19 protein-coding genes and 1 pseudogene are annotated in these 23,445 nt (G+C 56.9%); 15 read left to right on the top strand and 5 right to left on the bottom strand.

Annotated features, from left to right (window positions below):
• Window positions 1-28 precede the first annotated feature (28 nt).
• Together HMPREF1546_RS19470 and HMPREF1546_RS19465 are read left to right on the top strand one after the other, a co-directional pair.
• Window positions 29-457 (top strand): annotated as a pseudogene (locus HMPREF1546_RS19470) (gamma-glutamyl-gamma-aminobutyrate hydrolase family protein).
• Entirely contained in the window at window positions 372-599 is a 228-nt protein-coding gene (locus tag HMPREF1546_RS19465) for a gamma-glutamyl-gamma-aminobutyrate hydrolase family protein (protein WP_337792046.1), read from the top strand. Before HMPREF1546_RS19470 ends, HMPREF1546_RS19465 begins: the two are co-directional and overlap by 86 nt.
• Before the next feature lie 1,717 nt (window positions 600-2,316).
• On the opposite strand, the gene HMPREF1546_RS01720 is transcribed toward HMPREF1546_RS19465, so the two are convergent.
• The 4 genes from HMPREF1546_RS01720 to HMPREF1546_RS01705 form a co-directional block, all read right to left on the bottom strand.
• On the bottom strand, window positions 2,317-3,219 hold the full coding sequence (locus tag HMPREF1546_RS01720) for a YitT family protein (protein ID WP_021750414.1): 903 nt from the start codon (window positions 3,217-3,219) through the stop codon (window positions 2,317-2,319).
• A gap of 73 nt (window positions 3,220-3,292) precedes the next feature.
• Window positions 3,293-4,234: a glycine betaine ABC transporter substrate-binding protein gene (locus HMPREF1546_RS01715; RefSeq protein ID WP_025543710.1), complete on the bottom strand. Its 942-nt coding sequence runs from the start codon at window positions 4,232-4,234 to the stop codon at window positions 3,293-3,295.
• Between the two features lie 68 nt (window positions 4,235-4,302).
• Window positions 4,303-5,073, bottom strand: a complete 771-nt coding sequence (locus HMPREF1546_RS01710; protein ID WP_025543709.1) for an ABC transporter permease — start codon at window positions 5,071-5,073, stop codon at window positions 4,303-4,305.
• The gene (locus HMPREF1546_RS01705) at window positions 5,055-6,212 is read right to left on the bottom strand and encodes an ABC transporter ATP-binding protein (protein WP_021750417.1); all 1,158 of its coding nucleotides are present in this window, start codon (window positions 6,210-6,212) and stop codon (window positions 5,055-5,057) included. Before HMPREF1546_RS01705 ends, HMPREF1546_RS01710 begins: the two co-directional genes overlap by 19 nt.
• A 307-nt stretch (window positions 6,213-6,519) precedes the next feature.
• On the opposite strand from HMPREF1546_RS01705, the gene HMPREF1546_RS01700 reads away from it, so the two are divergent.
• The 13 genes from HMPREF1546_RS01700 to HMPREF1546_RS01650 all read left to right on the top strand — a co-directional run bounded on the left by HMPREF1546_RS01700 (window position 6,520) and on the right by HMPREF1546_RS01650 (window position 21,598).
• Entirely contained in the window at window positions 6,520-9,201 is a 2,682-nt protein-coding gene (locus HMPREF1546_RS01700) for a sensor histidine kinase KdpD (protein ID WP_021750418.1), read from the top strand.
• 151 nt (window positions 9,202-9,352) lie between these two features.
• Window positions 9,353-9,484, top strand: a complete 132-nt coding sequence (locus HMPREF1546_RS19460) for a hypothetical protein (protein WP_021750419.1) — start codon at window positions 9,353-9,355, stop codon at window positions 9,482-9,484.
• 120 nt (window positions 9,485-9,604) lie between these two features.
• Window positions 9,605-9,682 (top strand): K(+)-transporting ATPase subunit F, encoded by a 78-nt coding sequence (gene kdpF / locus HMPREF1546_RS19815; RefSeq protein WP_081692053.1) that lies wholly within the window; start codon window positions 9,605-9,607, stop codon window positions 9,680-9,682.
• A gap of 36 nt (window positions 9,683-9,718) precedes the next feature.
• The gene (locus HMPREF1546_RS01695; protein ID WP_021750420.1) at window positions 9,719-11,524 is read left to right on the top strand and encodes a potassium-transporting ATPase subunit KdpA; all 1,806 of its coding nucleotides are present in this window, start codon (window positions 9,719-9,721) and stop codon (window positions 11,522-11,524) included.
• A 15-nt stretch (window positions 11,525-11,539) separates the two neighbouring features.
• On the top strand, window positions 11,540-13,600 hold the full coding sequence (gene kdpB / locus HMPREF1546_RS01690; RefSeq protein ID WP_021750421.1) for a potassium-transporting ATPase subunit KdpB: 2,061 nt from the start codon (window positions 11,540-11,542) through the stop codon (window positions 13,598-13,600).
• A gap of 12 nt (window positions 13,601-13,612) precedes the next feature.
• Entirely contained in the window at window positions 13,613-14,299 is a 687-nt protein-coding gene (gene kdpC / locus HMPREF1546_RS01685) for a K(+)-transporting ATPase subunit C (protein WP_021750422.1), read from the top strand.
• A gap of 40 nt (window positions 14,300-14,339) precedes the next feature.
• Window positions 14,340-15,224, top strand: a complete 885-nt coding sequence (locus tag HMPREF1546_RS01680) for a hypothetical protein (RefSeq protein WP_025543706.1) — start codon at window positions 14,340-14,342, stop codon at window positions 15,222-15,224.
• 147 nt (window positions 15,225-15,371) lie between these two features.
• Window positions 15,372-15,566 carry a hypothetical protein gene (locus tag HMPREF1546_RS01675; RefSeq protein WP_025543705.1) on the top strand — a complete coding sequence of 65 codons (195 nt, stop codon included), beginning with the start codon at window positions 15,372-15,374 and terminating at the stop codon, window positions 15,564-15,566.
• Window positions 15,567-15,720: 154 nt separating this feature from the next.
• Window positions 15,721-17,013 (top strand): TrkH family potassium uptake protein, encoded by a 1,293-nt coding sequence (locus HMPREF1546_RS01670; RefSeq protein ID WP_287227952.1) that lies wholly within the window; start codon window positions 15,721-15,723, stop codon window positions 17,011-17,013.
• Between the two features lie 26 nt (window positions 17,014-17,039).
• Window positions 17,040-17,690: a TrkA family potassium uptake protein gene (locus tag HMPREF1546_RS01665; protein ID WP_025543703.1), complete on the top strand. Its 651-nt coding sequence runs from the start codon at window positions 17,040-17,042 to the stop codon at window positions 17,688-17,690.
• A 36-nt stretch (window positions 17,691-17,726) separates the two neighbouring features.
• On the top strand, window positions 17,727-18,218 hold the full coding sequence (locus HMPREF1546_RS01660; RefSeq protein ID WP_021750427.1) for a hypothetical protein: 492 nt from the start codon (window positions 17,727-17,729) through the stop codon (window positions 18,216-18,218).
• A 40-nt stretch (window positions 18,219-18,258) separates the two neighbouring features.
• Window positions 18,259-20,904: a sensor histidine kinase KdpD gene (locus HMPREF1546_RS01655; protein ID WP_021750428.1), complete on the top strand. Its 2,646-nt coding sequence runs from the start codon at window positions 18,259-18,261 to the stop codon at window positions 20,902-20,904.
• Entirely contained in the window at window positions 20,897-21,598 is a 702-nt protein-coding gene (locus HMPREF1546_RS01650) for a response regulator (RefSeq protein WP_021750429.1), read from the top strand. The genes HMPREF1546_RS01655 and HMPREF1546_RS01650 overlap by 8 nt, the downstream gene beginning before the upstream one ends.
• A gap of 1,167 nt (window positions 21,599-22,765) precedes the next feature.
• Here HMPREF1546_RS01650 and HMPREF1546_RS01645 read toward each other — a convergent pair.
• Window positions 22,766-23,143: a hypothetical protein gene (locus HMPREF1546_RS01645; RefSeq protein WP_147629863.1), complete on the bottom strand. Its 378-nt coding sequence runs from the start codon at window positions 23,141-23,143 to the stop codon at window positions 22,766-22,768.
• Window positions 23,144-23,445: the final 302 nt, after the last annotated feature.

Below are 23,445 nucleotides of genomic sequence, written 5' to 3'. Positions count from 1 at the left end.
TCCTCTTCTGAATTTTTGGAGGTGTGTGATGAAAAAGGCGGCCATCGGTGTGACGCCGCTTTGGGACCGGGACCGGGACTCCTACTGGATGCTGCCGGGCTATCTGGAGGGGCTGGAGCTGGCCGGGCTCCTTCCCATTACCCTGCCTCTGACAGAGAATGCCCAAGATATCTCCCGGCTTGTTTCATTGTGTGATGGCTTTCTCTTTACCGGCAGGCAGGATGTTCCCACACGGCTATACAGCGAGAAACCCTGGCAGGCCTGCGGAGAGATCTGCGAAAAGCGGGGCACTTTTGAGCAGCGCCTATTCGCCTAGGTGCTGGAGCAGGACAAGCCGATGCTGGGGATTTGCCGGGGCATCCAGTTCTTCGATGCATGTTTGGGCGGAACCCTCTATATCAGGACCTGCCTACGGAGACCCTTCGGAGGTGGCGCACGTTATGCGTCCGCGCTATGATCGGGCGGTACATTCTGTGGCAATTCTGCCAGAGACGCCATTGACCGCATTTCTGGACAGGGCAGAACTGGGCGTCAACAGCTACCACCACCAGGCAATCAAAGCGCTTGCCCCCCGGCCTTGTGGAGATGGCTCGCAGTGAGGATGGATTGGTGGAGGCGGTGTACATGCCGGAAGCCTTTTGTGTGGGCGGTGCGGTGGTATCCGGAGTTTTCCTTCCGCACCGGTGCGAACAGCCAGAAGATCTTCTCCGCATTTGTTGCAGCGGCCCCTGCATCAAAGGGCTGACGAAGTATCATGGTCTGGCTAGAATTTCCTACTTCAGATATCTAGCCCCTCCTGGAGCGCCTGGCTGGCTGCCTGTCGAAGGCATGGGTATAATAGATGTCTAGTGTGATTGAAGGTTGGCTGTGGCCATGTCCGTGCCGTTTGCAATGAGCAGGCTTGCGTTGGTGTGCCGCAGGGAGTGGACGTTCAAATACTCCGACAGGCCATGCCTTTTCAGGATCAGCTTGAACCGCTACTTCAGCTAGCTGCCCAGGAATCTGTTTCGACGGAAGGTCACGATAGCCTCGTTCTGCTGCCAGCCGATCCCAAGGACATACGATCTGTACCAAGCGCAGTGGTTGACGGAAATCTGCGGCTGTTTCTTTTCTCTGTTGTTCATCAAATCTCCAACCCCACCTGCAATACTTGGCTTGTCGCTTTAAGCGACCGATGTCCTGCTGGTCCCGGGCCAGTAGGATTTGGCCAGCTTGCCGGGAGCGATGGTTTGGAGCCACAGCTCCGTGTTCGACGGCGTGATACTCCGATCCATTTTCCCCAGACCGGTTCTCCCGTGGCTACTGTTATTGTCAGCCAGAGGGACGCCAGGATTTCTCAACCTTTGGGGAGCCTGTCAGGATGTGCGGATATTTGGAGACAGCCCGCTTACTACAAAGCCTGGCGGGCATAGCAGTTGGCTCATTAGGATCTCGCCATCAAACGGTGTGGAGCTGTAAGCTGTTGGGCTTCATGTTGCAGGCATCCCCGTTTCGGATATGAAAAAGCGCCCATAGCTGTGAGTGCCTGGAAGAGAAGAGGACTCTCTGTTTGATGATTCTTCAGATTTAATTCTAAATGTGAGTATCACAAGACAAAACGAAAACAGATATGGGACAGGATGCTGAAACCATGCCGCTGGGGATCGAGCAGAACAATCATCTTTCGAATCTGACACTGGATGTTTGGCGGGATCAGATCTTCTTCAGCAAAAAGGGACGGAGACGTATTTTGCGTTTGCCACCCATGCCTGCTTCACGAGTGAAGACTTCTGGGTACACATACGGCAGTTGTTCATGGCAGAAATTGAGAAATTCACCATCTTTCCGACGATTGTATCCGCTTGTGTTTTTGCCCGGAGTCCGAAGGCACGGCGTTTGTGCAGCAGATCAACTTTCCTGCGCCGATGCAGCTCTACAACGGCCCCAGCGGAGCAGAAAAGGCATACAAGAATGTCATACGAAAACTGAAACAGCACCTCCGCGCGGAGCCTGTGACCGGTGACTGGATATCCAGAGGACGCTTCAGAAGGCGCAGAGCGAAGTGATGGAGGAGTCCAGTTACTGCACGCCGCAGAGGGCTTGGATAAAATAACGGCGGAACTTTGATGGATTGATCAAGGTTCCGCTGTTATTTTATAGGGACTATGAAAACTGGCACCTAATTTCCTTTTTACGGATAACCGGTTGGGAAATGGAGAAGCAAGGATACTGCCGATATCCGGTGATTTGCGTGTGAGGGAAGAATATCCGGGCAGAAAGCCGTTGCCGGGTGAAAGCGCCTAACCTGTTGGGCACACACTGCTGTTACCGTCATCCTCACAACCGTTTCTGAAAATTGCCCGCCACGGAAACATCCTCATCCATGATAATAAAGGAATTGGGATCTTCTTCCCGCAGGATTTTCCGCAGGTGGAGCGCCTCCTTCTTAGAAACTACTGTCAGCAGCAAGTCGGACGGCTCGTTGCTGTAAGCTCCGACGCCAGTCCACTTCGTCACGCCGCGGCCGGCATATCGGAACACCAACTGCTCCATGGCCTCAGATTTGGTGATGATCAGCATGGTGACCATTACATTCTGCAGGTGCATCCGGTCCAGAGTCAGGTAGGTGGTGCAGCCGAAGATGATGCTGTAAACCACCACGTCCTGTTCAAACAGGAGGAGGCCGATCCCGTATACGAACACATTCAGGATCATGGCGATTCGCCCCACACTGAAATCCGGCTTTTTCTGGACGCACAACAACCCGAGGATCTCCTCACCGCCGCCGGAGCATCCCGCTGTCAGCGTCATGCCCGCCCCGACGCCGCATACCAGCCCGCCAATAACGCAGGCCGCGATTGTCTCGTCAAACAATCCTTCCGCCGGGATCGGGATTAGGGCCAAAAAGGCACTGTAACAGACGATGCAAAGGGCGGTCTTTGCAAAGAAAAAGTGCCCGAACCGGAACCAGGAAATCAGCAGTAGGGGAATATTCAGCAGAAAATAAAGAATGCCCGCCAAGTCGCCGATCTGCTGGATGGCAGGGAAGAAATGCAGCAGCAGCATTCGCAGCAGCTGTGCGATTCCCAGGAATCCCCCGCTGTACATATCATGCGGCAGAATAATCCAGTTCATGGAGGCGGAAAACAGCAGGGAACCCAGGATGATTTGAGCGGCTTCCTGCACCGGATGTCCCTTGTACAGCTCCAGTGCCGTGGGGCTGTCATGCGTTTGCTCCATTTCTCATCTCTCCTTTTCGCTCTGTGGAGAAGCCCTGGCACAATCTGTGCCAGGGCTTCTCCACAACTTGATCTTACTCAGTCACCAGGCCGTGTTCCACCAGGAACTGGTGGGCCACCTCCTGGGCGCTCATGCCGTCCACGTCCACTTGGGCGTTCATGGCAGCCATGGTCGCCTCGTCGATGGCACCGTCCAGTCTGGACAGCACCTCGGCCAGTTCGGGGTCGGACTCCAGGAGCTCGGCATCCACAAAGTTCACAGCGTAGTAAGGCGGGAAGAAGCTCAGATCGTCCTCCAGCATAGTGAGGCCCAGCTTGGACAGCAGAGCATCCGTGGCAAAGGCGTCCACCACGTCCACCTCGTCGTTCTCAATGGCGGTATAGCGCAGGCTGGCGTCCAGGCCCTTCACGTCCTGGAAAGCGGTGCCGTACTTGCTCTCCAGCAGGGGCAGGCAGTCCTCGCGGTCCATAAACTCCACCGTGCAGCCGAGACGCAGCTCCGGGGACTTTTCAATCAGGTCAGACAGAGAGGTCAGGCCATATTTCTCCGCAGTCTCGGGCTTGACGCTCATCACATAGGTGTTGTTATAGCCCAGGGGGTTGGAGGTCTGGATCCCGTGATCCTCCAGCATCAGATCGTGAACGGTCTGCCACACCCGGTCCTTATCGGTGTCCATAGGCTGGGCCAGCAGGTTCAGCAGCGCCGTTCCGGTATACTCCACAAACATATCGATGCTGCCCTGCTCCAGGGCGTCAAAGCACATGGCCGCGCCGGATAGGCCGAAGCGCTGTTCCACCTCATAATCGGTGTTTGCCTCGATCAGCTCCGTGTAGATCTCGCCCAGAATGTTGACCTCGGTGAAGTTGGAGGTGCCCACTACGATGGTTTTCTGATCGCCGCTGCCAGCTTCGGACCCGCTGCCGCCCGCATCAGAGGGGGTCCCGCCGCAGGCGGCCAGAGAGAGGGCCATGGCGGCGGCCATCGCCATACAGGTGAATCGTTTCAAGTGTTTCATACAAATAGACTCCTTTTCAGAATAGGGTGTTGATATGGTTGAGATATCGAATCTGCCTCACAGAGGACTCATGCGATGATAGAGGCGTAGGATGCCACAGAAACCACCAGCAGGGCTCCGCACAGCGCGGCGGCCATCGCCTTCCGGCGGGACCGGACCGACAGGCTCAGGTTTTTGATCTGGTCCTGAGGCAGCAGTCCCTCGCTGGTGAAGGCCCGCTCCACGCGGCCCAGGAGGAAATCCAGAGTCAGTGCCATCAGCGCGGCGGCCACGGCTCCCATGATCGTCATGGGGTAATTCAGGGAGTTCATGCCCAGCTGGATGAAGGAGCCCAGGCCGTTGGCACCGGCGAAGGCGGCGATGGTCATGGTGCCCACAGAGCTCACCGCGGCGATGCGGATGCCGGACATGATGTACGGCATGGCCATGGGCAGCTCCACCCGGCGCAGCTGCTGCATCCGGGTCAGGCCGATGCCCCGGGCCACTTCCATGGAAACGGGGGAAATGCCGGAGATGCCGGTATATGTATTTTTCAAAATGGGAAGGAACGCATAGACGAATACCATGAAAATGGCCAGCGTCTCACCCACGCCCAGAAAGGGAATGCCCATGGCGAGCAGCGCCATACAGGGGATGGACTGCATCACGTTGGCGATTCCGATCACCACATTGGATACCGCTTTGTTCCGGGTGATGAAGATGCCGAGGGGAACGGCGATGATCAGGGCCAGCACCACGGAGAAGCTGGTCATGGCCAGGTGCCGGAGAAACTCCTCCAGCAGACTGTCCCACTCCTCCACATAAATGGAGAAATAATCCATCAAAGTGTAGCGGGACATATCACTCCGCTCCTTTCTCCGGCGGTATGTTCCGGAACGAACTGCTTGCTCATGGTGGCCAGAATGATGCTCTTCGTCAAATAGCCGAGCAGCTTCCGGTCATGCTGGATCACGGGAATAATGCCGGACACATCGTAATCAATGGTGGCGATGATCTCTTTCAGGGAAGTTTCCCCCTCCACGGCGATGTAATCATCGGATATGTAGTATTCTATGGGGTCGGCCTCCCGCTTTCCGATCAGCTCCTCCAGCCAGACGACACCCAGGAGCGTCTGCCCCTTATCCAGCACCAGCAGGCTGTCCACGCTGTTGTGCCTCATGATCTGCAGGGCCTGGATGACGGTGCGCCCCTTTGAAATAGTGAAGGGACGGCGGCGCATGATGTCCGCTGCGCGGATATATTCCGGGTTGGCCCACAGCCGGTTGGCGCCGATGAACTCTGTGACGTACTGGTTCGCAGGGTGCTTTAGAATGTTTTCCGGGGTGTCACACTGGGCGACTTTTCCATCCTGAATGATGCAGATGCGGTCGGCCAGCTTGATGGCTTCGTCCATGTCGTGCGTGACGAAGACCACCGTTTTTTGCGCCTTGGTCTGCAGATCATGGATTTCGTTCTGCAGCTCCGCCCGGGTCATGGGATCCAGGGCGGAGAAAGGTTCATCCATCAGGACGATGGGCGGATTGGCGGCAAAAGCCCGGGCGATGCCCACCCGCTGCTGCTGACCGCCGGAGAGCTGGGATGGGTACTGGCCCCGGTAGATTTCCGGGTCCAGATTGACCATCTTCAGCATCTTATCGACCCGGTCCCGGATGGCCTCTTTGGAAAAACGGGCGATCTGCATGGTGAGGGCGATGTTTTCTTCCACCGTCAGGTGGGGGAACAGGCCGCCCGACTGTACCACATATCCAACCTTTTTGGGAAGGTCCTGGACCTTGATCTGTTCTACGGGAATGCCGTCGATGGAAAGCGAGCCTCCCCGCAGGGGAAGCAGCTTGTTGATGCTCTTCAGCAGGGTGGTCTTGCCGCATCCGCTGGAACCGATCAAAACGAAAAATTCGCGGTCATGGATTGTCAGCGAAACACCGTCCAACACAGGCTTATCTTTGTAGGCGATGCGAACGTCTTCAAATTCGATCATGTCTCCTCCATCTTCACATCGTAATTGAATCGAGCGCTGGTTTGCCCATATTATGGGCTGTGATTTATTAAAATGGGATTAAGTTCTGCTCAGCGGGCATTAAGATTCCATTTCATTGCGTGTGAGGTGGGGGCGGAGCTTCTGAATGGGCTCCAGAAAGGAAATGCGAAAGCTGGGATATACGCCGCCTACACGCCTCTTAATCCAATCTTAATGCTGTGGGCGAAATACTTATATAATTATGGTATCCTGCATGATAGGATAAGGCTGTTGAATTCCGATCCAGAATCATGGGAGATGAAGATATATGGAAAAAACAGAGAACAGCACTCCCTATTCCCCCCGGTACGGAGAGGCGGAGACCGGAGGCACCGGAAGACTGAAGATCTTTTTCGGGTACGCGGCAGGCGTGGGCAAGACCTACGCTATGCTGGAGGCAGCCCATCAGGCGCAGAAAGAAGGCGTCGACGTGGTGGTCGGCTATGTGGAGCCCCACGCCAGGCCGGATACACTGGCGCTGCTGGAAGGGCTGGAGGTCCTCTCATGCAGGGAGGTGGACTACCGGGGGATCCGGCTGCGGGAGTTTGACCTGGACGGAGCCCTGGCGCGCAGACCACAGTTGATCCTGGTGGATGAACTGGCTCACAGCAACGCCCCGGGCTGCCGCCACACCAAGCGGTATCAGGATGTGGAGGAGCTGCTGCAGGCGGGGATCAATGTCTATACCACAGTAAACGTGCAGCACCTGGAATCTCTGAACGATCTTGTCACCTCCATCACAGGGATCGTGGTGAACGAACGGATCCCGGATCACGTGTTTGACCGCGCCAACCAGGTGGAACTGGTGGACATTGCGCCCGCTGACCTGGAAAAGCGGCTGGAGGAGGGGAAGATTTACCGGCAGCGCCAGGCGAAGCAGGCGCTGGAGAATTTTTTTACCGCCGAGAATCTGACGGCCCTGCGGGAGATCGCCATGCGCCGGACAGCGGACCAGCTCAACCGCACGGCGGTCCAGGAGAAAAAGGGGAAGGCCGCGCGGGCGGGAGACCATATTCTGATCTGCCTGTCCTCAGCCCCCTCCAACGCCAAGGTGATCCGCACGGCCGCCCGGATGGCCGAGGCGTTCCACAGCGGCTTCACGGCGCTCTTTGTCCAGACACCGGAGACCAAGGAGCTGTCCGGAGAGAATATCAAACGCCTGCGGAGCAACCTGCGCCTGGCGGAACAGCTGGGCGCACAGATCGCCACCGTCTATGGCGCGGACCCGGCGGAACAGATCGCGGAGTACGCCCGGGTCAGCGGTATCACGAAAATCGTCATGGGGCGCGTGAATCACCGGCAGCACCCCTGGATCGGGCAGAAAAGTCTGGCCGACCGGTTGATCGAGCGGACGGACCTGGATGTGTATATCATTCCGGACCGCCAGCCGCTCTATAAAAAGCCCCTTGGAAAGCTCCGGAAGTCCAGAGTCCGCTTTTCCTGGAGAGACGCCGTGGTCACGCTGCTGTGCCTGGCGATCTCCACAGCGGTGGGGTTTGCCTTTGATTGGGCGGGCTTCAGCGAATCCAACATCATCACGATCTACATTCTGGGCGTATTGGTGACAGCAGTCAGCACCAGCGGGCATCTGTATGGAGCAGCCAACTCCCTGCTGAGCGTGCTGGCGTTCAACTTCTTTTTTACCGAGCCGCGCTTCACCCTCCAGGCTGACGGGCCCAGCTATCCCGTCACGTTCCTGATTATGCTCTCATCCAGCATCATCGCCAGCTCTCTGGCCAGCCGCGTGAAGGAGCAGGCCCGCATGGCGGCGGAAAAGAGCTACTATACGGAGCTGCTGCTGGGAAGCAGCCAAAAGCTGCAGACCATCCGGACGGAGTGGGACTGTCTGCGCCTGACGGCGGAGCAGCTCAGCCGCATGTTTGACCGGCCGGTCATTTATGCCCTGAACGACGCCGACAAGGAGCTGGACTTCCGGATCGAGCCGGCGGACGAACACACGCTTCTGGAAAAGCTGAGCACGGAAGAGATCGGCGTCGCCAAATGGGTGCAGAAAAACAACAAGCACGCCGGCGCCACCACGAATACGCTTCCGGACTCAAAATGGCTGTTTCTTTCCGTGCGGGGCACCCGCGGCGTGATGGGGATCGTAGGAGTTCCCATTGCTGGTTATGTGGTCCCGGACGCTTTTGAAAAAAACCTGATGGTGGCACTCCTGGGAGAGTGCGGCCTCAGCCAGGAGCGTATTCGTCTGGAGGAGGAGCGGAACCAGATCGCGCTCCAGACCCAGCGGGAGAGCCTCCAGGCCAATCTGCTCCGGGCGGTCTCACACGATCTGCGCACACCGCTCACCAATATCAACGGCAGTGTGGGCATCCTGATGGGGAAGGATCAGACGCTCAAGCCGGAAGTGCGCGAGCAGCTGTATACCGCGATTGACGATGACACGAACTGGCTCATCAACATGACGGAAAATCTGCTGGCAGCCACACAGCTGGAAACTGACAGGACCAAGCTGAAAACCGCTCCCGAACTGCTGGAGGATCTGTTTCAAAGTGCTGTCCGGCAGTTGGACCGGCGGGCAAGGGACCACCACATCTCAGTTGATCTGGAGGACCAGACGCTCATGGCGTCCATGAACGCGGGGATGATTCAGAGGGTCATCATCAACATGATGAACAATGCGATCCAATATACGCCCAAGGACTCCCATATCATTCTGAGCGGGACCCGCAGGAAGGACTGGGTGGAGATCAGCGTCTCTGATGATGGCCCCGGGATCCCGGATGAGGCGAAAAAGCACCTGTTCGATCTGTTTTATACCGCGGAGCAGGGAAAGCCTGACAGCAAGCGGGGACTGGGGCTGGGACTGCATCTCTGCCAGTCTATCGTCAATGCCCACGGGGGGACGATCACCGTCTCCGACCACGCGCCATCGGGGACAACCTTCCGGTTCACCCTGCCCGCAGTTCGGACAGACGGCGTGAAATGAACGTCCAGGACGGCGGTTTTTCATTAATGTTTTGTTAATACCGCCAGAAATTTCTTAATCCCCTTTTATAACGCGCTGCGCTATTCTAGAAAACGCGAACGGGAGAATAGGGGGCATCTGTGCCTGCTACCCGGAGCGAAAGGAGAATCTTATGAAGGAGTATCTGCTGATTCAAGTGGCCGCCGCTGCTGCCATTGGGATCGCCGCGTGGCGGACTCTTCCGGAGACGATGATGTGTGCAGCCTGCGGGCAGCTCCAAAGAAGAAAGGAGTTTTCAAGATGATGGATGTATTGATGGTAGGCACCCTGGCGGTCAGCTTCGGCCTGGTATGGCTGCTGATCCGCTGGTGTCAGAAACAGCTGGACGACCCGGAGTCGTAAGCGCAGAAAGGAGATCATAACCATGATTGCACTTGGAATTATCGTTCTGCTGCTGGGCGCTTATCTCGTTTACGCGCTGGTGCATCCGGAGCGTTTCTGAGATGCCTGATACCGCAGAAAATAGGAGGAATACGATATGTTGCAGCTGGCGCTGACAATCATCATCTTTCTGATCATTGTCATTCCGGTTGGACGGTATATGTATCATATCGCCACATGGAACCACACACTGGCCGACCCGGTCTTTGACCGTCTGGACGGCGTCATTTACAAAATCGGCGGCGTGAATCCCCATCAGGGTATGAACTGGAGACAGTACGCTCTGGCTCTGGTGGGAACCAACGCCGTCATGGTAGCCATCGGCTACCTGATCCTGCGCATTCAGAGCGTCGGGATCTTCAACCCCAACAGCATCGGCAACATGGAGCCGACCCTGGCGTTCAACACCATCATCAGCTTCATGACCAACACGAACCTGCAGCATTACTCCGGTGAGTCCGGACTGAGCTACTTAAGCCAGATGCTGGTCATCATCTTCATGATGTTCGTCTCTGCCGCCAGTGGCTACGCTGCCTGCATCGCGTTCATCCGCGGGCTGACCGGCAAGACCAAGGACGACGTGGGCAACTTCTTCGCCGACCTGACCCGCATCACCACCCGCCTGCTGCTGCCGTTCTCCATCGTGGGCGGCCTGCTGCTGGTGTGGCAGGGCGTGCCCCAGAACTTCGACGCCAACATCGTGGTGAATACGCTGGAGGGCACCTTCCAGACCATCGCCATGGGTCCCATCGCCGCACTTGAGATCATCAAGCACCTGGGCACCAACGGCGGCGGCTTCCTGGGCGCAAACTCCACCACCCCGCTGGAGAACCCCACGATCATCTCTGACATGATCGAGCTGTACTCCATGATGCTCTTCCCCGGCGCCTGCGTCATCACCTTCGGCAAGATGGTGCGCGGCCGCAAGAAGAAGGATGCCGCCGGCGACAAGGCGCTGGCCGGCAGCGAATCCGCCGGCCAGCTGTCTGCGGGCGGAGCTGAGCAGGGCCCCCGCCTGAAGGACCACAGCCTGACGGCGTCCATCTACGGCTGGGAGGGCCGCACGATCTTCCTGGCCATGGGTATCATCTTCCTGGTCGGCCTGGGCGTGTGCTACTGGTCGGAGCTCCAGGGCAACCCGGCTCTGGCAAAGATCGGCCTGGATCAGTCCATGGGCAGCATGGAGGGCAAGGAGGTCCGGTTCGGCATCGCCCAGTCGGCCATGTTCACCACCACCACGACCTCTTTCACCACCGGCACCGTCAACAACATGCACGATACCCTGACGCCTCTGGGCGGCATGATCCCCTTGCTGCACATGATGCTGAACGTGGTCTTCGGCGGCAAGGGCGTCGGCCTGATGAACATGATTATGTACGCCATCCTGGCAGTGTTCATCTGTGGCCTGATGATTGGCCGTACGCCCGAATACCTGGGCAAGAAGATCGAGGGCCGGGAGATGAAGCTCACCGCGCTGTGCATCATCATCCATCCCTTCCTGATCCTGTTCTTCTCCGCGCTGGCGGTCTCCACCTCCGGCGGCCTGGAGGGAATCACCAACCCGGGCTTCCACGGCCTGAGCCAGGTGCTGTATGAGTACGCCTCTTCCGCGGCCAACAACGGCTCCGGCTTTGAGGGCCTGGCAGACAACAGCTACTTCTGGAACATCACCGCAGGCCTGGCCATGTTCTTCGGCCGGTACCTGTCCATCGTGATCCAGCTGGCCATCGCCGGTTCCCTGATGCGCAAGCGGTTTGTCAACGAGACCGTGGGCACCCTGCGCACGGACACCCTGTCCTTCGCTGTGATCTTGGTGTTCGTAGTCTACATCTTCGCAGCGCTGACCTTCTTCCCCGCGCTGGCGCTTGGCCCCATCGCAGAGCATCTGACCCTGTGGGCCTAAGGAGGGCGTTTTCATATGAGTAAGAAACAAAATAAGAAATTTATCACCCCGGAGATCCTCCGGGGGGCGGTGAAGGGCGCGTTCGTCAAGCTCAATCCCCGCTATATGATGCGTAACCCCGTGATGTTTGTGGTGGAGATCGGCTGCTTCATCACCCTGCTGCTCTCCTTCTTCCCCGGCCTGTTCGGGGACGTGGACGCAGGCTCCCTGCGGATCTACGACATCATCGTATGCGTGATCCTGTTCATCACGGTGCTGTTCGCCAACTTCGCCGAGGCTGTGGCGGAAGGCCGGGGCAAGGCCCAGGCCGCCAGCCTGAAAAAGACACAGAAGGACACGGAAGCCCACCTGCTCCATGAGGACGGCAGCGAGACCATCGTCCGTTCCAGTGAGCTGAAAAAGGGCGACATCGTTCTGGTGGTGGCTGGCGAGGTCATCCCCGGCGACGGCGAGGTCATTGAGGGCATCGCCTCCGTGGATGAGTCCGCCATCACCGGCGAGTCCGCCCCCGTGGTCCGCGAGAGCGGCGGCGACTTCTGCTCCGTCACCGGCGGCACCACGCTGGTGTCCGACTGGCTGAAGATCCGCATCACCTCCGAGCCGGGCAACAGCTTCCTGGACCGGATGATCGCCCTGGTGGAGGGAGCCAGCCGCAAAAAGACCCCCAATGAGATCGCGCTGAACACCCTGCTGGTGTCCCTGACCATCATCTTCCTGATCGTGGTGGTGACCATGTATCCCTTCGCCGTATACAGCGGCGTGCAGATCCCCGTCTCCACCCTGATCGCCCTGCTGGTCTGCCTGATCCCCACCACCATCGGCGGCCTGCTGTCCGCCATCGGTATCGCGGGCATGGACCGTGTCACCCGCTTCAACGTCATTGCCATGAGCGGCAAGGCGGTGGAGGCCTGCGGCGACGTGGATACCATGATCCTGGATAAGACCGGCACCATCACCTTCGGCAACCGCTTGGCCGCCGACTTCTTCCCGGTGGAGGGCGCCAGCCGCAGCGATCTGATCCGCTGCGCGGCCCTCACCAGTCTCCACGATGACACCCCGGAGGGCAAGTCCACTCTGGAGCTGGCCCGCCGCCTCGGCGATAACAGCGTGGAGCCCGCGGGTTCCAGCTTCCTGGAGTTCACGGCCCAGACCCGCATGAGCGGCGTGGACCTGCCTGACGGCACCAAGGTGCGCAAGGGCGCCAGCGACGCCATTGAGCAGTATGTGAAGGAAAACGGCGGCAAGGTCCCCGCGGATCTCCGCACCCATGTGGAGGAGGTCTCCTCCCTGGGCGGCACGCCTCTGGTGGTGTGCGAGAACAACAAGGTCCTGGGCGTCATCTACCTGAAGGATACGGTGAAGCCCGGCATGGTGGAGCGGTTCGAGCGCCTGCGGGCCATCGGCATCAAGACCATCATGTGCACCGGCGACAACCCCCTGACCGCGGCCACCATCGCCAAGGAAGCCGGCGTGGACGGCTTTGTGGCAGAGTGCAAGCCTGAGGACAAGATCGCCCTGATCAAGAAGGAGCAGGCCGAGGGCAAGATCGTCGCCATGACCGGCGACGGAACCAACGACGCCCCCGCCCTGGCACAGGCCAACGTGGGCCTGGCCATGAACTCCGGCACCACTGCCGCCAAGGAAGCGGCCAACATGGTGGACCTGGATTCCGACCCCACCAAGATCCTGGAAGTGGTGGAGATCGGCAAGCAACTGCTGATCACCCGCGGCTCCCTGACCACCTTCTCCATCGCGAACGACGTGGCCAAGTACTTCGCCATCATCCCGGCCATGTTCAAGCTGGCTGTTCCTGAGCTGAACGTGCTGAACATCATGGGGCTGGCGACCTCTTACAGCGCCATCCTGTCCGCGCTGATCTTCAACGCCATTATCATCCCCTGCCTGATCCCCCTGGCCATGAAGGGCGTCAAGTACCGTCCCATGTCCTCCGGGAAGATGCTGGGCCGGAACATGATGATCTACGGCCTGGGCGGCATCATCGCCCCCTTCGTGGGCATCAAGATCATCGACCTGATCATCGCCCCGGTGCTGGCTGCCCTCGGCTTTGGTATGTAAGGAGGAACCTGAATGATGAACGAGAAGAAACATGGCATCGGCCACAATATCCGGCAGGCCGTTCTGGTCACCGTGGTATTGCTGGTGCTGTGCGGCCTGGTGTTTCCGGTGCTGCTCAGCGGCCTCTCCGCTGTGATTTTCCCCAGCCAGGCCAAGGGCTCTCTGGTGACGGCGGACGGCGTTGCCGTGGGTGCCAAGAATGTGGGTCAGGACTTCACCGAGGATTACTTTATGTGGTGCCGTCCCTCCGCGTACAATTACAATACTTACTATGAAGAGGACACCGACGGCGACGGCCAGGTGGAGCAGTACTACAACGACGGTTCTGAATTCGCCGGCCTGAGCTCCGGCTCCAACAACTACGCCCCCTCCAACCCCGCCCTGACGGAGCGGGTGGAGGCGGACATCGAGGAATTCCTGGAGAAGAATCCCGGTGTCAGCCGGGAGGATATCCCCACTGACCTGATGACTGCCTCCGGCTCCGGCTTGGATCCCCACATCTCTCCCGCCTCTGCGGAGGTGCAGATTCCCCGCATTGTGGAGGCTTCCGGCCTCAGTGAGGATGAGGTGCGCCAGATCATCGCCGACAACACCAAGGGCAAGACCCTGGGCGTGTTCGGAGAGGAGACCGTCAACGTGCTGGGCGTGAATCTGGACATCGCCCTGGCCATGGGCCTGGTGGGCGAGATCTCCAAGTAATCACGGGCCCCGGATGCCTTCTTGGGCAGAGGACACTGGTATGCAGTTTCATTTTGAGAAAACGCTGGAAAAGCGGTATGAGCCGCAGGTCACTGTTACGAACGAGACCCCGGCGTGGCTGATGATTTGCCTGGCGGAGTCCATAAAGGACTGGATCGGCCAGAGTCCCAGAATCTTTTGCAAAAGTGAGGAGCCGTACCTGCAGTTCGGCTATGAGGTGCTGACGTTCCCGGTTGCGGAGTTTGCACAGATTTTCGGCCCGCTGATCTATGCGATCAATCAGGCATGGCCTGTGCAGGTATTTGGAATGGGAAGCCAGGATGAGCTGGTCGAGCTGTCCTTCACAAAGGAGGGGACAGCCCCCACTATCCAGCAGAAGAACGTCTCCGGGATTCCATGTGCGGAATTGAGAGACCTGTACTTCTGCGTGAAGTTCCCGGATCCTCTGGCGGCGGACTGTATGTTCCGTTTGCTGGACGCGGTGGAGAAAAAGTCTGCTGCCGTGGCCCTGGAGTGGGAGTACGCCGATTTTCTGGAACAGCAGCGGCTGGCAAGAATTGACCGGACACTCTCCTATTGCTATGTCTCACTTGAAGAAGAGGAGAGCGCGGACCCGGTCGGATGGCTTTCCGGACTGACGCTTCAGCAGAAATGCGAACTGTGGCGGATGTTTTTGGGAAAGCGGCTATTTCTGCCGGAATTCGAATGGCTCAGAGATGCAATGCTCCAGGGAGCTGTTCCAAACTGGATCGAGTGGCATTTAGCACTCTATCGTGTTCTGGAGGAAGAGAACATTCGCTTTTTCTGTAAGGACGGACAATTTGAGCTGCTGGACAAGGAAGGACACCGCATCTATTTCGGTGTAGACCATTCCGAGGCGGCAGAGCAGGTGCTGATGAAAGTCCTGTTCCCGCTCAACCAATGACCGAGAGATTCTGAAATAAGGCTGAAAGGCGGACCGGTACATCCGGTTCGCCTTTCAGCCTCTTATGATTCCTTAATACGGGAAACGCTTTCTTTTTCCCGATTTAAGCTGAAAAGCAGTATGATAAGGCCAAAGGAAGGGATGATTATGATGACCTGGAAAACGAGGCTCCTGCATTTTGAGCGCATGTGTGATGGGCTCGTGGAGCATTTCCTGCTTCAACACAAGATCCTTGGATTTCTATTGATTTTTATTGGGATGCCTCTGGTGACGCTGTCGGCAGTATGTATTTGCTCCACCGTTCTTGTACTGCCGCTGGCCTTGGCGTTTGGGTACCTGTGAAGAGGACCTTAATACAATTTTAATACGAGCCCTTAAAAATTAATGCCCCTTTAAGACGAAAAGTGGATAATGTGATTAAGACTCCATAAAGACATATTAAGGGGTGGGGCTTACGCAGCGGCCTTTTCATAAAAGCTGGTCGTCTCCGTTTCGGATCATCATATTCGGATTTCTCTTGGTGATTCTGCTGGGGAGCTTCCTGCTGATGCTTCCGGTTGCCACAAAAGAAGGTGTTGTCACGCCGTTTTCGGATGCTCTGTTTACTGCCACGTCGGCGGTATGCGTGACAGGTCTGGTTGTTCACGACACTGCTACTTACTGGTCGAATTTCGGACAGTTCATCATCGTATTGCTTATCCAGATCGGGGGCCTTGGGGTGGTAACCGTGGCCGGTGCTTTCGGTATCCTCTCCGGGCGCCGGATCGGCCTGATGCAGCGCAGCACGATGCAGGAGGCCATCGCTGCGCCGAATGTGGGCGGGGTCGTGCGCCTGACAGGTTTTATCCTGAAAACTGCCTTGGTGGTAGAGCTGTTGGGGGCTGCCGCGCTGTTCCCCGTTTTCTGGCAGGAATTCGGCTTGATAAAGGGACTTTGGTATGCCCTGTTTCACTCTATTTCCGCCTTTTGCAATGCGGGATTCGACTTGATGGGGATCAAGGAGCCCTTTTCGTCTCTTGTGGATTACGCGGACAACCCGGTGGTCTCCATTGCGATCCCGCTGCTGATTATCATCGGCGGCATTGGATTCTTGACTTGGGATGACATCCGTACGAACCGCCTGCACATAACCAGATACCGGATGCAGAGCAAGGTGATTCTGGTGGTCACCGGCAGTCTGATTCTGCTTCCCGGCATCTATTTCTTCCTGTTCGAGTTTGCGCGGGAGCCTGTGGGGAAGCGACTCCTCTTATCCTTTTTCCAGGCGGTCACGCCCCGAACTGCGGGTTTTAATACGGCGGATTTGACCGCTATGAGCGAAAGCGGGCAGACGATTATCACCATGCTGATGCTCATAGGTGGTTCGCCAGGCTCCACTGCGGGCGGCATGAAAACGACAACGCTGGCGGTTCTTCTGGCGAACGCGCTGGCGGTTTTTCGGCGCAATGAGTATCCGCATTTCTTTAACCGCCGGATCTCCAAAGAGACCATCTCCCAAGCGGCGACAATTTTTGCGATGTATCTGGGGCTGTTTCTGGCCGGAGGACTGGTAATCAGCCGAATGGAGGGGCAGCCTATTCTGGACAGCCTGTTTGAAACGGCTTCGGCCATCGGAACTGTGGGCCTGTCCTTGGGACTGACGCCGCAGCTGCATACGGTCTCACGCCTGATTTTGATCGGCCTGATGTTCTTTGGACGGGTAGGGGGGCTGACGCTGATATTCGCTGCCCTTTCCAGCACCCAGAATTCCAGCGCCCGACTGCCGCAGGAGCGGATTACGGTAGGGTGAATCTGTAAATAAAGAGGATGAAATACATGAAGACAATTTTGCTGATCGGTTTAGGCCGCTTCGGCCGCCATGTGGCCATGAAGCTCCACGAATTGAACCATCAGGTGATGGCGGTGGATCAGGACGAGGAAAAAGTCAACCGGATTTTGCCCTATGTGACCAGCGCCCAGATCGGAGACAGCACAAACGAGGAATTTTTGGCCTCTTTGGGGGTGCGGAACTTTGATGTATGTATCGTCGCTATCGGCGATAATTTCCAGAGTTCTCTGGAGACGGCTTCCCTGCTGAAGGAGGCGGGGGCGAAAAAGGTGGTGGCCCGGGCCGCACGGGACATTCAGGCCAAATTCCTGCTGCGAAACGGGGCGGACGAGGTCGTCTACCCAGAGCGGCAGATCGCGGTCTGGACCGCCATCCGATACAGCTCGGATAATATTTCGGACTATATCGCGCTGGGGGACGATCATGCCATCTTTGAGATTCAGGTTCCGGATAACTGGGTCGGCAAGACCATCGGCCAGTTGGATGTCAGGAAACGGCATCATGTGAGCATACTGGCCATCAAGCAGAACGGACACTTCGCCATGACGGTCATTACGCCGGAGACCTGTCTCCCGGCCAACAGCACCATGCTGGTTTTGGGAACAAACCAGAACGTTCAAAAATGCTTCCACATCTAGCGGCTGCGGCTCCAGGCATGGAAAGGACAGGTTGGGATGGAGTATATGATTTTGCTTGGCGGCCTTCTCGTGTTTGCGCTGGTCGGTTTCTGGATGATGGGAAGGGTTGACAGGTTTCTGAATGCGGCGCGGGCAGAGCAGGAGGGGCGGCAGCATGCCGAGTGCTTGAAGATCGCGGCATCGGACCCCTGTGTGATGCAGCCTGTTTTTAAAACTGTGTCGGCGCTTAAGGAGCAGCACCCGGACTTGTGGTGTGAGCTGTCCTTCGGAAGAGAAGCGGAGGTTTTGGGATGTCTCAGCACAGGCAATGTGGACGTTGCAATTCTCTCCGGTGAGACAGGGGGCGGAGCGGCGTTTGAAAGCAGAGACTTTCTGTTTTCGCCGGTTTCTTTCCGGGCGGTGGAGGATTGCACGACCTTGTCATCTATCGACACAAGCGTGCGGCGGCAAAGGATATTGCTGAAACAGAATACATCTGCTTCCCTGGCTGCGGAATTTGTTCAGAGAATTTGTGAACAGAAACCGTAGAAACGTGCTATAATAGAGCCGTTTGAAGGGAGGCGGTAATATGGAGACTTCTGCGCAGGTCGGACGGGGAGAGCGGAGGCGGAAAGGATCCCTTACGATTTTTGCCGGTTATTTCTCCGGCACGGGAAAGACCTACCGGATGCTGGAGGCTGCCGGCCGCGCCGTGCGGGCTGGAGAGGATGTTGCCGTCGGCCTGCTCTCCTGCAGCCAATGGCCGCAGACGCAGATCTTGGCGGATGGCTTTGAGACGCTGCCGCTCAAAGCGTTTTCGGAGGCGGGGAAGACCGTTTATGAGCTTGACGTGGATACCTGTCTGAAGCGCGGCCCAAGGCTTCTCTTGATCGACGAGCTCTCTCATGAAAACGCGGGCGGCTCCCGCCACAGAAAACGCTGCCAGGATATTGAAGAACTGCTGCAGGCAGGGATTGATATCTATACGACGCTGGATGTACAGCACATTGAGAGTATTCAGGACACCGTTTCCGAAATTTTGGGCGCTCCGGCCGAGGAGCGGATTCCGGACAGGGTGTTCGATCAGGCCGCGCGCGTGGAATTCGTGGACTGTGAACCGGAAGACCTGCGGGAACGCCTGATCCGGCAGGACCGGACGGATCTGCTGTCTGAATATTCACAGCCCAAATTGAGCGCGCTTCGGGAGCTTGCCCTTCGCCGCTGCGCGGACCGGACGGCTCTGGATACACAAAAGAGCCGGGGCGGAGAGAGGTACCGGACCCGGGAGCATGTCCTGGTCTGCCTTTCCGCAGCACCTTCCAATGAACGTGTCATCCGAACGGCTGCCCGGATGGCCGACGCGTTCCGCTGCGGCTTTACGGCGCTGTTTGTTGAGACAAAAAATTTTCAGTCCATACCGCAGCCGGATCGGAACCGTCTGAGGGCCAATCTGCGTTTGGCTCAACAACTGGGTGCATCCGTCGAGACGGTATATGGCGATGACGTGGCCTACCAGATCGCCGAATTTTCCAGGCTGTCCGGCGTGACCAAGATTGTGCTGGGCCGTGGAGAGACTTCCAACCGCATCCTGTTTTGGAAGCCCTCGCTGACGGAACGGCTGGTTGAGCTCACACCGGAACTGGACATCCACATCATTCCTGACACTGGAACAGCAAGGCGGTTTGCCTCCCATTACAAAAAAGAGCTGTATGCACCCGCGGTCCCCCTCCTGGATTTGCTGAAAAGCACTCTGCTCCTGGTGCTGTCTACGCTGGTGGGCCTTATTTTCTATTATCTGGGCTTGAGCGAGGCCAATATCATCACAGTCTATATCCTGGGGGTGATGCTGACCTCTATCTTCACAAAGAGCGCGGTTTGCAGCTTTCTGAACTCGGTTGTGGGCGTCTTGGCGTTTAACTTCTTTTTTACGGAGCCAAGATTTTCACTGCATATCTACGCCAGCGACTATATGGTCACATTTTTGGTCATGTTTCTGGCATCCCTTCTTACAGGCTCTCTGGCCGCCAAGCTGAAATCTCTGGCGAAGCACTCAGCCCAGCTGGCATGGCGGACCAAGCTTTTGTTTGAAACGAATCAGGAATTGCAGAAGGCCGGAACCCAGGACGAGATCCTTTCTGTCACCGCACGGCAGCTGCTGAAGATTTTTCAGCGCGATATTGTCACCTATCGGTCAGATCAGGGACAGCTGGACGCGCCGAAGATCTTTCCGGTTGATGATGCGTTTTCCGAAAGCAAATACTCCGCCGCATCGGAGCATCAGGCGGCCCAGTGGGTTCTGACCAACAACAAGCGGGCGGGCGCCGGGACGGAGACGTTTTCGGATGCGTGCTGCACATATCTGGCCGTCCGGACCGCAGAACAGGTATATGGGGTCATAGGCGTCGCGGCCTCTGGCGAGGAGATGGATTCCTTTGAAGGCGGACTGCTCCTCTCGATCCTGGGGGAGTGCGCCCTCGCTATGGAAAACCAGAAAAACCTGGAGGAGAAAGAGGCGGCTGCGGTCCTGGCCAAGAACGAGCAGCTGCGGGCCAATCTACTCCGCTCGATTTCCCACGACCTGCGCACACCGCTCACCTCCATCTCCGGAAATGCCAGCAACCTTCTCTCCAACGGAGATATGTTTGACGCAAAGACCAAGCATCAGATGTATGTGGATATTTATGACGACGCCATGTGGCTCATCAATCTGGTAGAGAATCTATTATCCGTCAGCCGCCTGGAGGGAGGGCAGATGAATCTGCACCTGTCCACAGAGCTGATAGGTGAAGTGGTGGCTGAGGCGCTGCGGCACATCAACCGCAGAAGCGCGGAGCACCATCTGCATATCCAGAGCGGCGACGAGTACCTGCTGGCGCAGATGGACGCGCATTTGATCGTGCAGGTCATCATCAATATCGTGGACAATGCGATCAAGTACACGCCGCCTGGCTCTGACATTGAGATTAGCTGGGAGCGGCAGGGGCGGTTCGCCGCACTGTCGGTTGCTGACAACGGCCCGGGCATTCCTGACTCGGCAAAACCCCGCGTTTTTGACATGTTCTACAGCGCCTCGAACCGGATTGCCGACAGCCGTCGCAGCATGGGGCTGGGGCTGGCGCTGTGCAAGTCTATCATTACGGCCCATGGCGGGGAGATCACGGTGGCTGACCACGCGCCCCATGGGACAGTTTTTACGTTTACCATACCAATTGAGGAGGTTGAATTGCATGAATAAACCCTTGATTTTGGTCGTGGAGGACGATGCGCCTGTCCGCAGTCTGATCACAACGACTCTGCGGGCGCACGATTACCGTTTTCTCTCTGCGGCCAACGGGGAATCCGCTATTCTGGAAGCCAGTTCGCACAATCCGGACATCATGCTGTTGGATTTGGGTCTGCCGGATCTGGATGGCGTAGAGGTGATTCACCGTGTCCGCACCTGGTCGAATCTGCCGATCATTGTGATTAGCGCCCGCAGCGAGGACACGGATAAGATTGAGGCGCTGGATGCCGGGGCAGATGACTATCTGACCAAGCCGTTCTCCGTGGAGGAACTGTTGGCCCGTCTGCGGGTAACCCAGCGCAGGCTGGCTACCCTGCAGGCCGGAGTGGTGAACGAAGGCGCTGTATTCACCAACGGCAGGCTGAAGGTGGATTATGCTGCGGGGTGCGCGTTTCTGGGCGAAGAGGAACTGCATCTGACGCCCAGTGAGTACAAGCTGCTATGCCTGCTGTGCAAGAATGTGGGCAAAGTGTTGACGCACACCTTCATCGCCCAGCAGATCTGGGGCAGGAGTTGGGAAAACGATGTGGCATCTCTCCGGGTCTATATGGCCACCCTGCGCAAGAAGTTAGAACGGGATCCGGATTCTCCGCAATATATTCAGACGCACATTGGAGTAGGGTACCGGATGCTAAAGGTGGAGTAACAGCGGATGCATTCCAATTTCAGTGAAAAGATCGTTTTATTCTTCATGTGATGTGTGATGCATTTTGCGGCACTTGAAATACTGGATTCCATGGGCATAAATGAGTCGAGATTGAAAAAAATTGCCTGGACGACTGTTTCACACCTATTTGTAAATAACCCGGAGCTGTTGCGGTGCAACGGTTCCGGGTACTTCTCCTCAATGTGCCGAAATTTGTGCAACTCCACGGAACCCCTTGTGCTCCAATGAGTTTCTCTTTGACGGACTGAGAACTCCAACTTTGCAGACCATTGCCTCGAATGCAGCTGGGCGCACCAAGGACCGCCGAAAATCTTTAATTTTCGGCGGTCCTTGTCTGCGGCTATGAAAAACGGCCCACTGACAAATTGGAGCTGCGGGGGATGTCCCATCCGGCAGTGTGACAAAGGCGAAAGAGACAGCCCCGGCGTTCATGAGGCAGAGGCGTCCCGGCAGCGGTCTTTACCGCAGGTACAGGGCATTCCGGCTGATGAGAAACGTAAGCGCGGTTGTTTCTGCTGCCTGTCTGGCCTATCCGGCGTGATGGGGAAATTGGGGTTCCAAGTTTTTAAGAGCCGACAAATCAACCGGGAGGCGTATGCGCAGAAACTGGAGGCTCTGTGAGAAGGAGGAAGCCTGTCCCGAAAGGGGCAGGCTTCCTTTGCTGTGAGATGGATACTATTGAGAGCGGTTAAAGAGGATAAAAATAAAGTTTATACGGGGCCCCATGGTACAACCAAGTAAAAAGGCGGCCAAAACACGATGAAGGGACTGTATGAACTGTTGTCATACTGCCGGCCCTATCAAAGGACCGCATACTTGCGTGGAGTGATTGGCACGGTATTCCCGCGGTGTCATACCAGAGAGAACATTGAGCTGCTTATGGAAGTAAATTGCGCTGTCCAACCCGCAGCTTGAAAAGAACCACACATGTGTCTATTCAGAAGGAAAAACCATTCAACGTTATGATGCCAATATGGAATAAATTTGCCCAGCCACAAATTGTTGAATATAACCTTGATTAGCTGCGCAGGGAAAAGCCGCAGTACCGCGCGGAGCGGTTTTTTCGCAATAGGCACCCAGCGATATTGTGTGTTCGATGATTATCGATCGTCTTCCTGCAGAAAAACAAGGAGAGCAGTCTGGGGGTTATCTGTTCTTAAAAATGCTTCCTGCCGTATCTGCAGTCAAGAGCGCATCTGCAATTTCTGCTTTCGGTGCGTTTTTGGGTACCGACTGAACAATCGTGCAGAAGGGAATCAGCTTGCCGTGGAGAATTCTGTGCAGCTCAGGAATAAGGGCATAGCATTTCCGGATGCTGTGAGTCACCGCTAGAATGCCGCGCTCAAAACCGACGCCGGATGGATGGGTGCTGACCTCAATGATGTTGTCCGTGGCAGATGTGCAGATCTTGCGTTCTCCTGCGAATGTTGCCGCATAGCCGTTCTCCGGCAGAGGGCGGCCAACCATATATCCGCGATGGCCGGAGGCCCCCCGGCGCGGCTGTTGCTTCTCGAGTGCAGGCAAGCCCCGGTTTCAAACCATGTCACCATTGCGTCACCCATTCCTGCGACCTAAAATCTTGCGGGAGGAGGGCAGATCATGCAGGGATCTACCATAACAATATCAGGGCTTGCATCTAAAAACAGATAGGCGTCAAACACACCCCGGTCATCATACATCGCGCTGAGAGGAGAGCGGGGAGTCTGCTGAGCACACCTGAAATCTGGCATCTTCGGAAAGCCAGAGCAGGCAGAAAAACGGAAAGTCTTTCTGCCTGCTCTGAATACTGGAGTTACTTCTTGTAGTAGGTGGGTCGGCCCTTCTCG

Origin of the sequence: Oscillibacter sp. KLE 1745 (assembly GCF_000469445.2) — a bacterium.
GTDB lineage: Bacteria > Bacillota > Clostridia > Oscillospirales > Oscillospiraceae > Oscillibacter > Oscillibacter welbionis.
The sequence above is the reverse complement of the archived record's forward strand: the minus strand, read 5'-3'. Positions and strand labels throughout refer to the sequence as shown.

Coding starts and splice junctions, on each gene's coding strand:
- HMPREF1546_RS01675 (WP_025543705.1), top strand. CDS start 15,372: ATGATGACCTGGAAAACGAGGCTCCTGCATTTTGAGCGCATGTGTGAT.
- HMPREF1546_RS01715 (WP_025543710.1), bottom strand. CDS start 4,234: ATGAAACACTTGAAACGATTCACCTGTATGGCGATGGCCGCCGCCATG.
- HMPREF1546_RS01700 (WP_021750418.1), top strand. CDS start 6,520: ATGGAAAAAACAGAGAACAGCACTCCCTATTCCCCCCGGTACGGAGAG.
- HMPREF1546_RS01680 (WP_025543706.1), top strand. CDS start 14,340: ATGCAGTTTCATTTTGAGAAAACGCTGGAAAAGCGGTATGAGCCGCAG.
- kdpF (WP_081692053.1), top strand. CDS start 9,605: ATGATTGCACTTGGAATTATCGTTCTGCTGCTGGGCGCTTATCTCGTT.
- HMPREF1546_RS19465 (WP_337792046.1), top strand. CDS start 372: ATGCATGTTTGGGCGGAACCCTCTATATCAGGACCTGCCTACGGAGAC.
- HMPREF1546_RS01695 (WP_021750420.1), top strand. CDS start 9,719: ATGTTGCAGCTGGCGCTGACAATCATCATCTTTCTGATCATTGTCATT.
- kdpB (WP_021750421.1), top strand. CDS start 11,540: ATGAGTAAGAAACAAAATAAGAAATTTATCACCCCGGAGATCCTCCGG.
- HMPREF1546_RS01660 (WP_021750427.1), top strand. CDS start 17,727: ATGGAGTATATGATTTTGCTTGGCGGCCTTCTCGTGTTTGCGCTGGTC.
- HMPREF1546_RS01710 (WP_025543709.1), bottom strand. CDS start 5,073: ATGTCCCGCTACACTTTGATGGATTATTTCTCCATTTATGTGGAGGAG.
- kdpC (WP_021750422.1), top strand. CDS start 13,613: ATGATGAACGAGAAGAAACATGGCATCGGCCACAATATCCGGCAGGCC.
- HMPREF1546_RS01665 (WP_025543703.1), top strand. CDS start 17,040: ATGAAGACAATTTTGCTGATCGGTTTAGGCCGCTTCGGCCGCCATGTG.
- HMPREF1546_RS01705 (WP_021750417.1), bottom strand. CDS start 6,212: ATGATCGAATTTGAAGACGTTCGCATCGCCTACAAAGATAAGCCTGTG.
- HMPREF1546_RS01650 (WP_021750429.1), top strand. CDS start 20,897: ATGAATAAACCCTTGATTTTGGTCGTGGAGGACGATGCGCCTGTCCGC.
- HMPREF1546_RS19460 (WP_021750419.1), top strand. CDS start 9,353: ATGAAGGAGTATCTGCTGATTCAAGTGGCCGCCGCTGCTGCCATTGGG.
- HMPREF1546_RS01655 (WP_021750428.1), top strand. CDS start 18,259: ATGGAGACTTCTGCGCAGGTCGGACGGGGAGAGCGGAGGCGGAAAGGA.
- HMPREF1546_RS01720 (WP_021750414.1), bottom strand. CDS start 3,219: ATGGAGCAAACGCATGACAGCCCCACGGCACTGGAGCTGTACAAGGGA.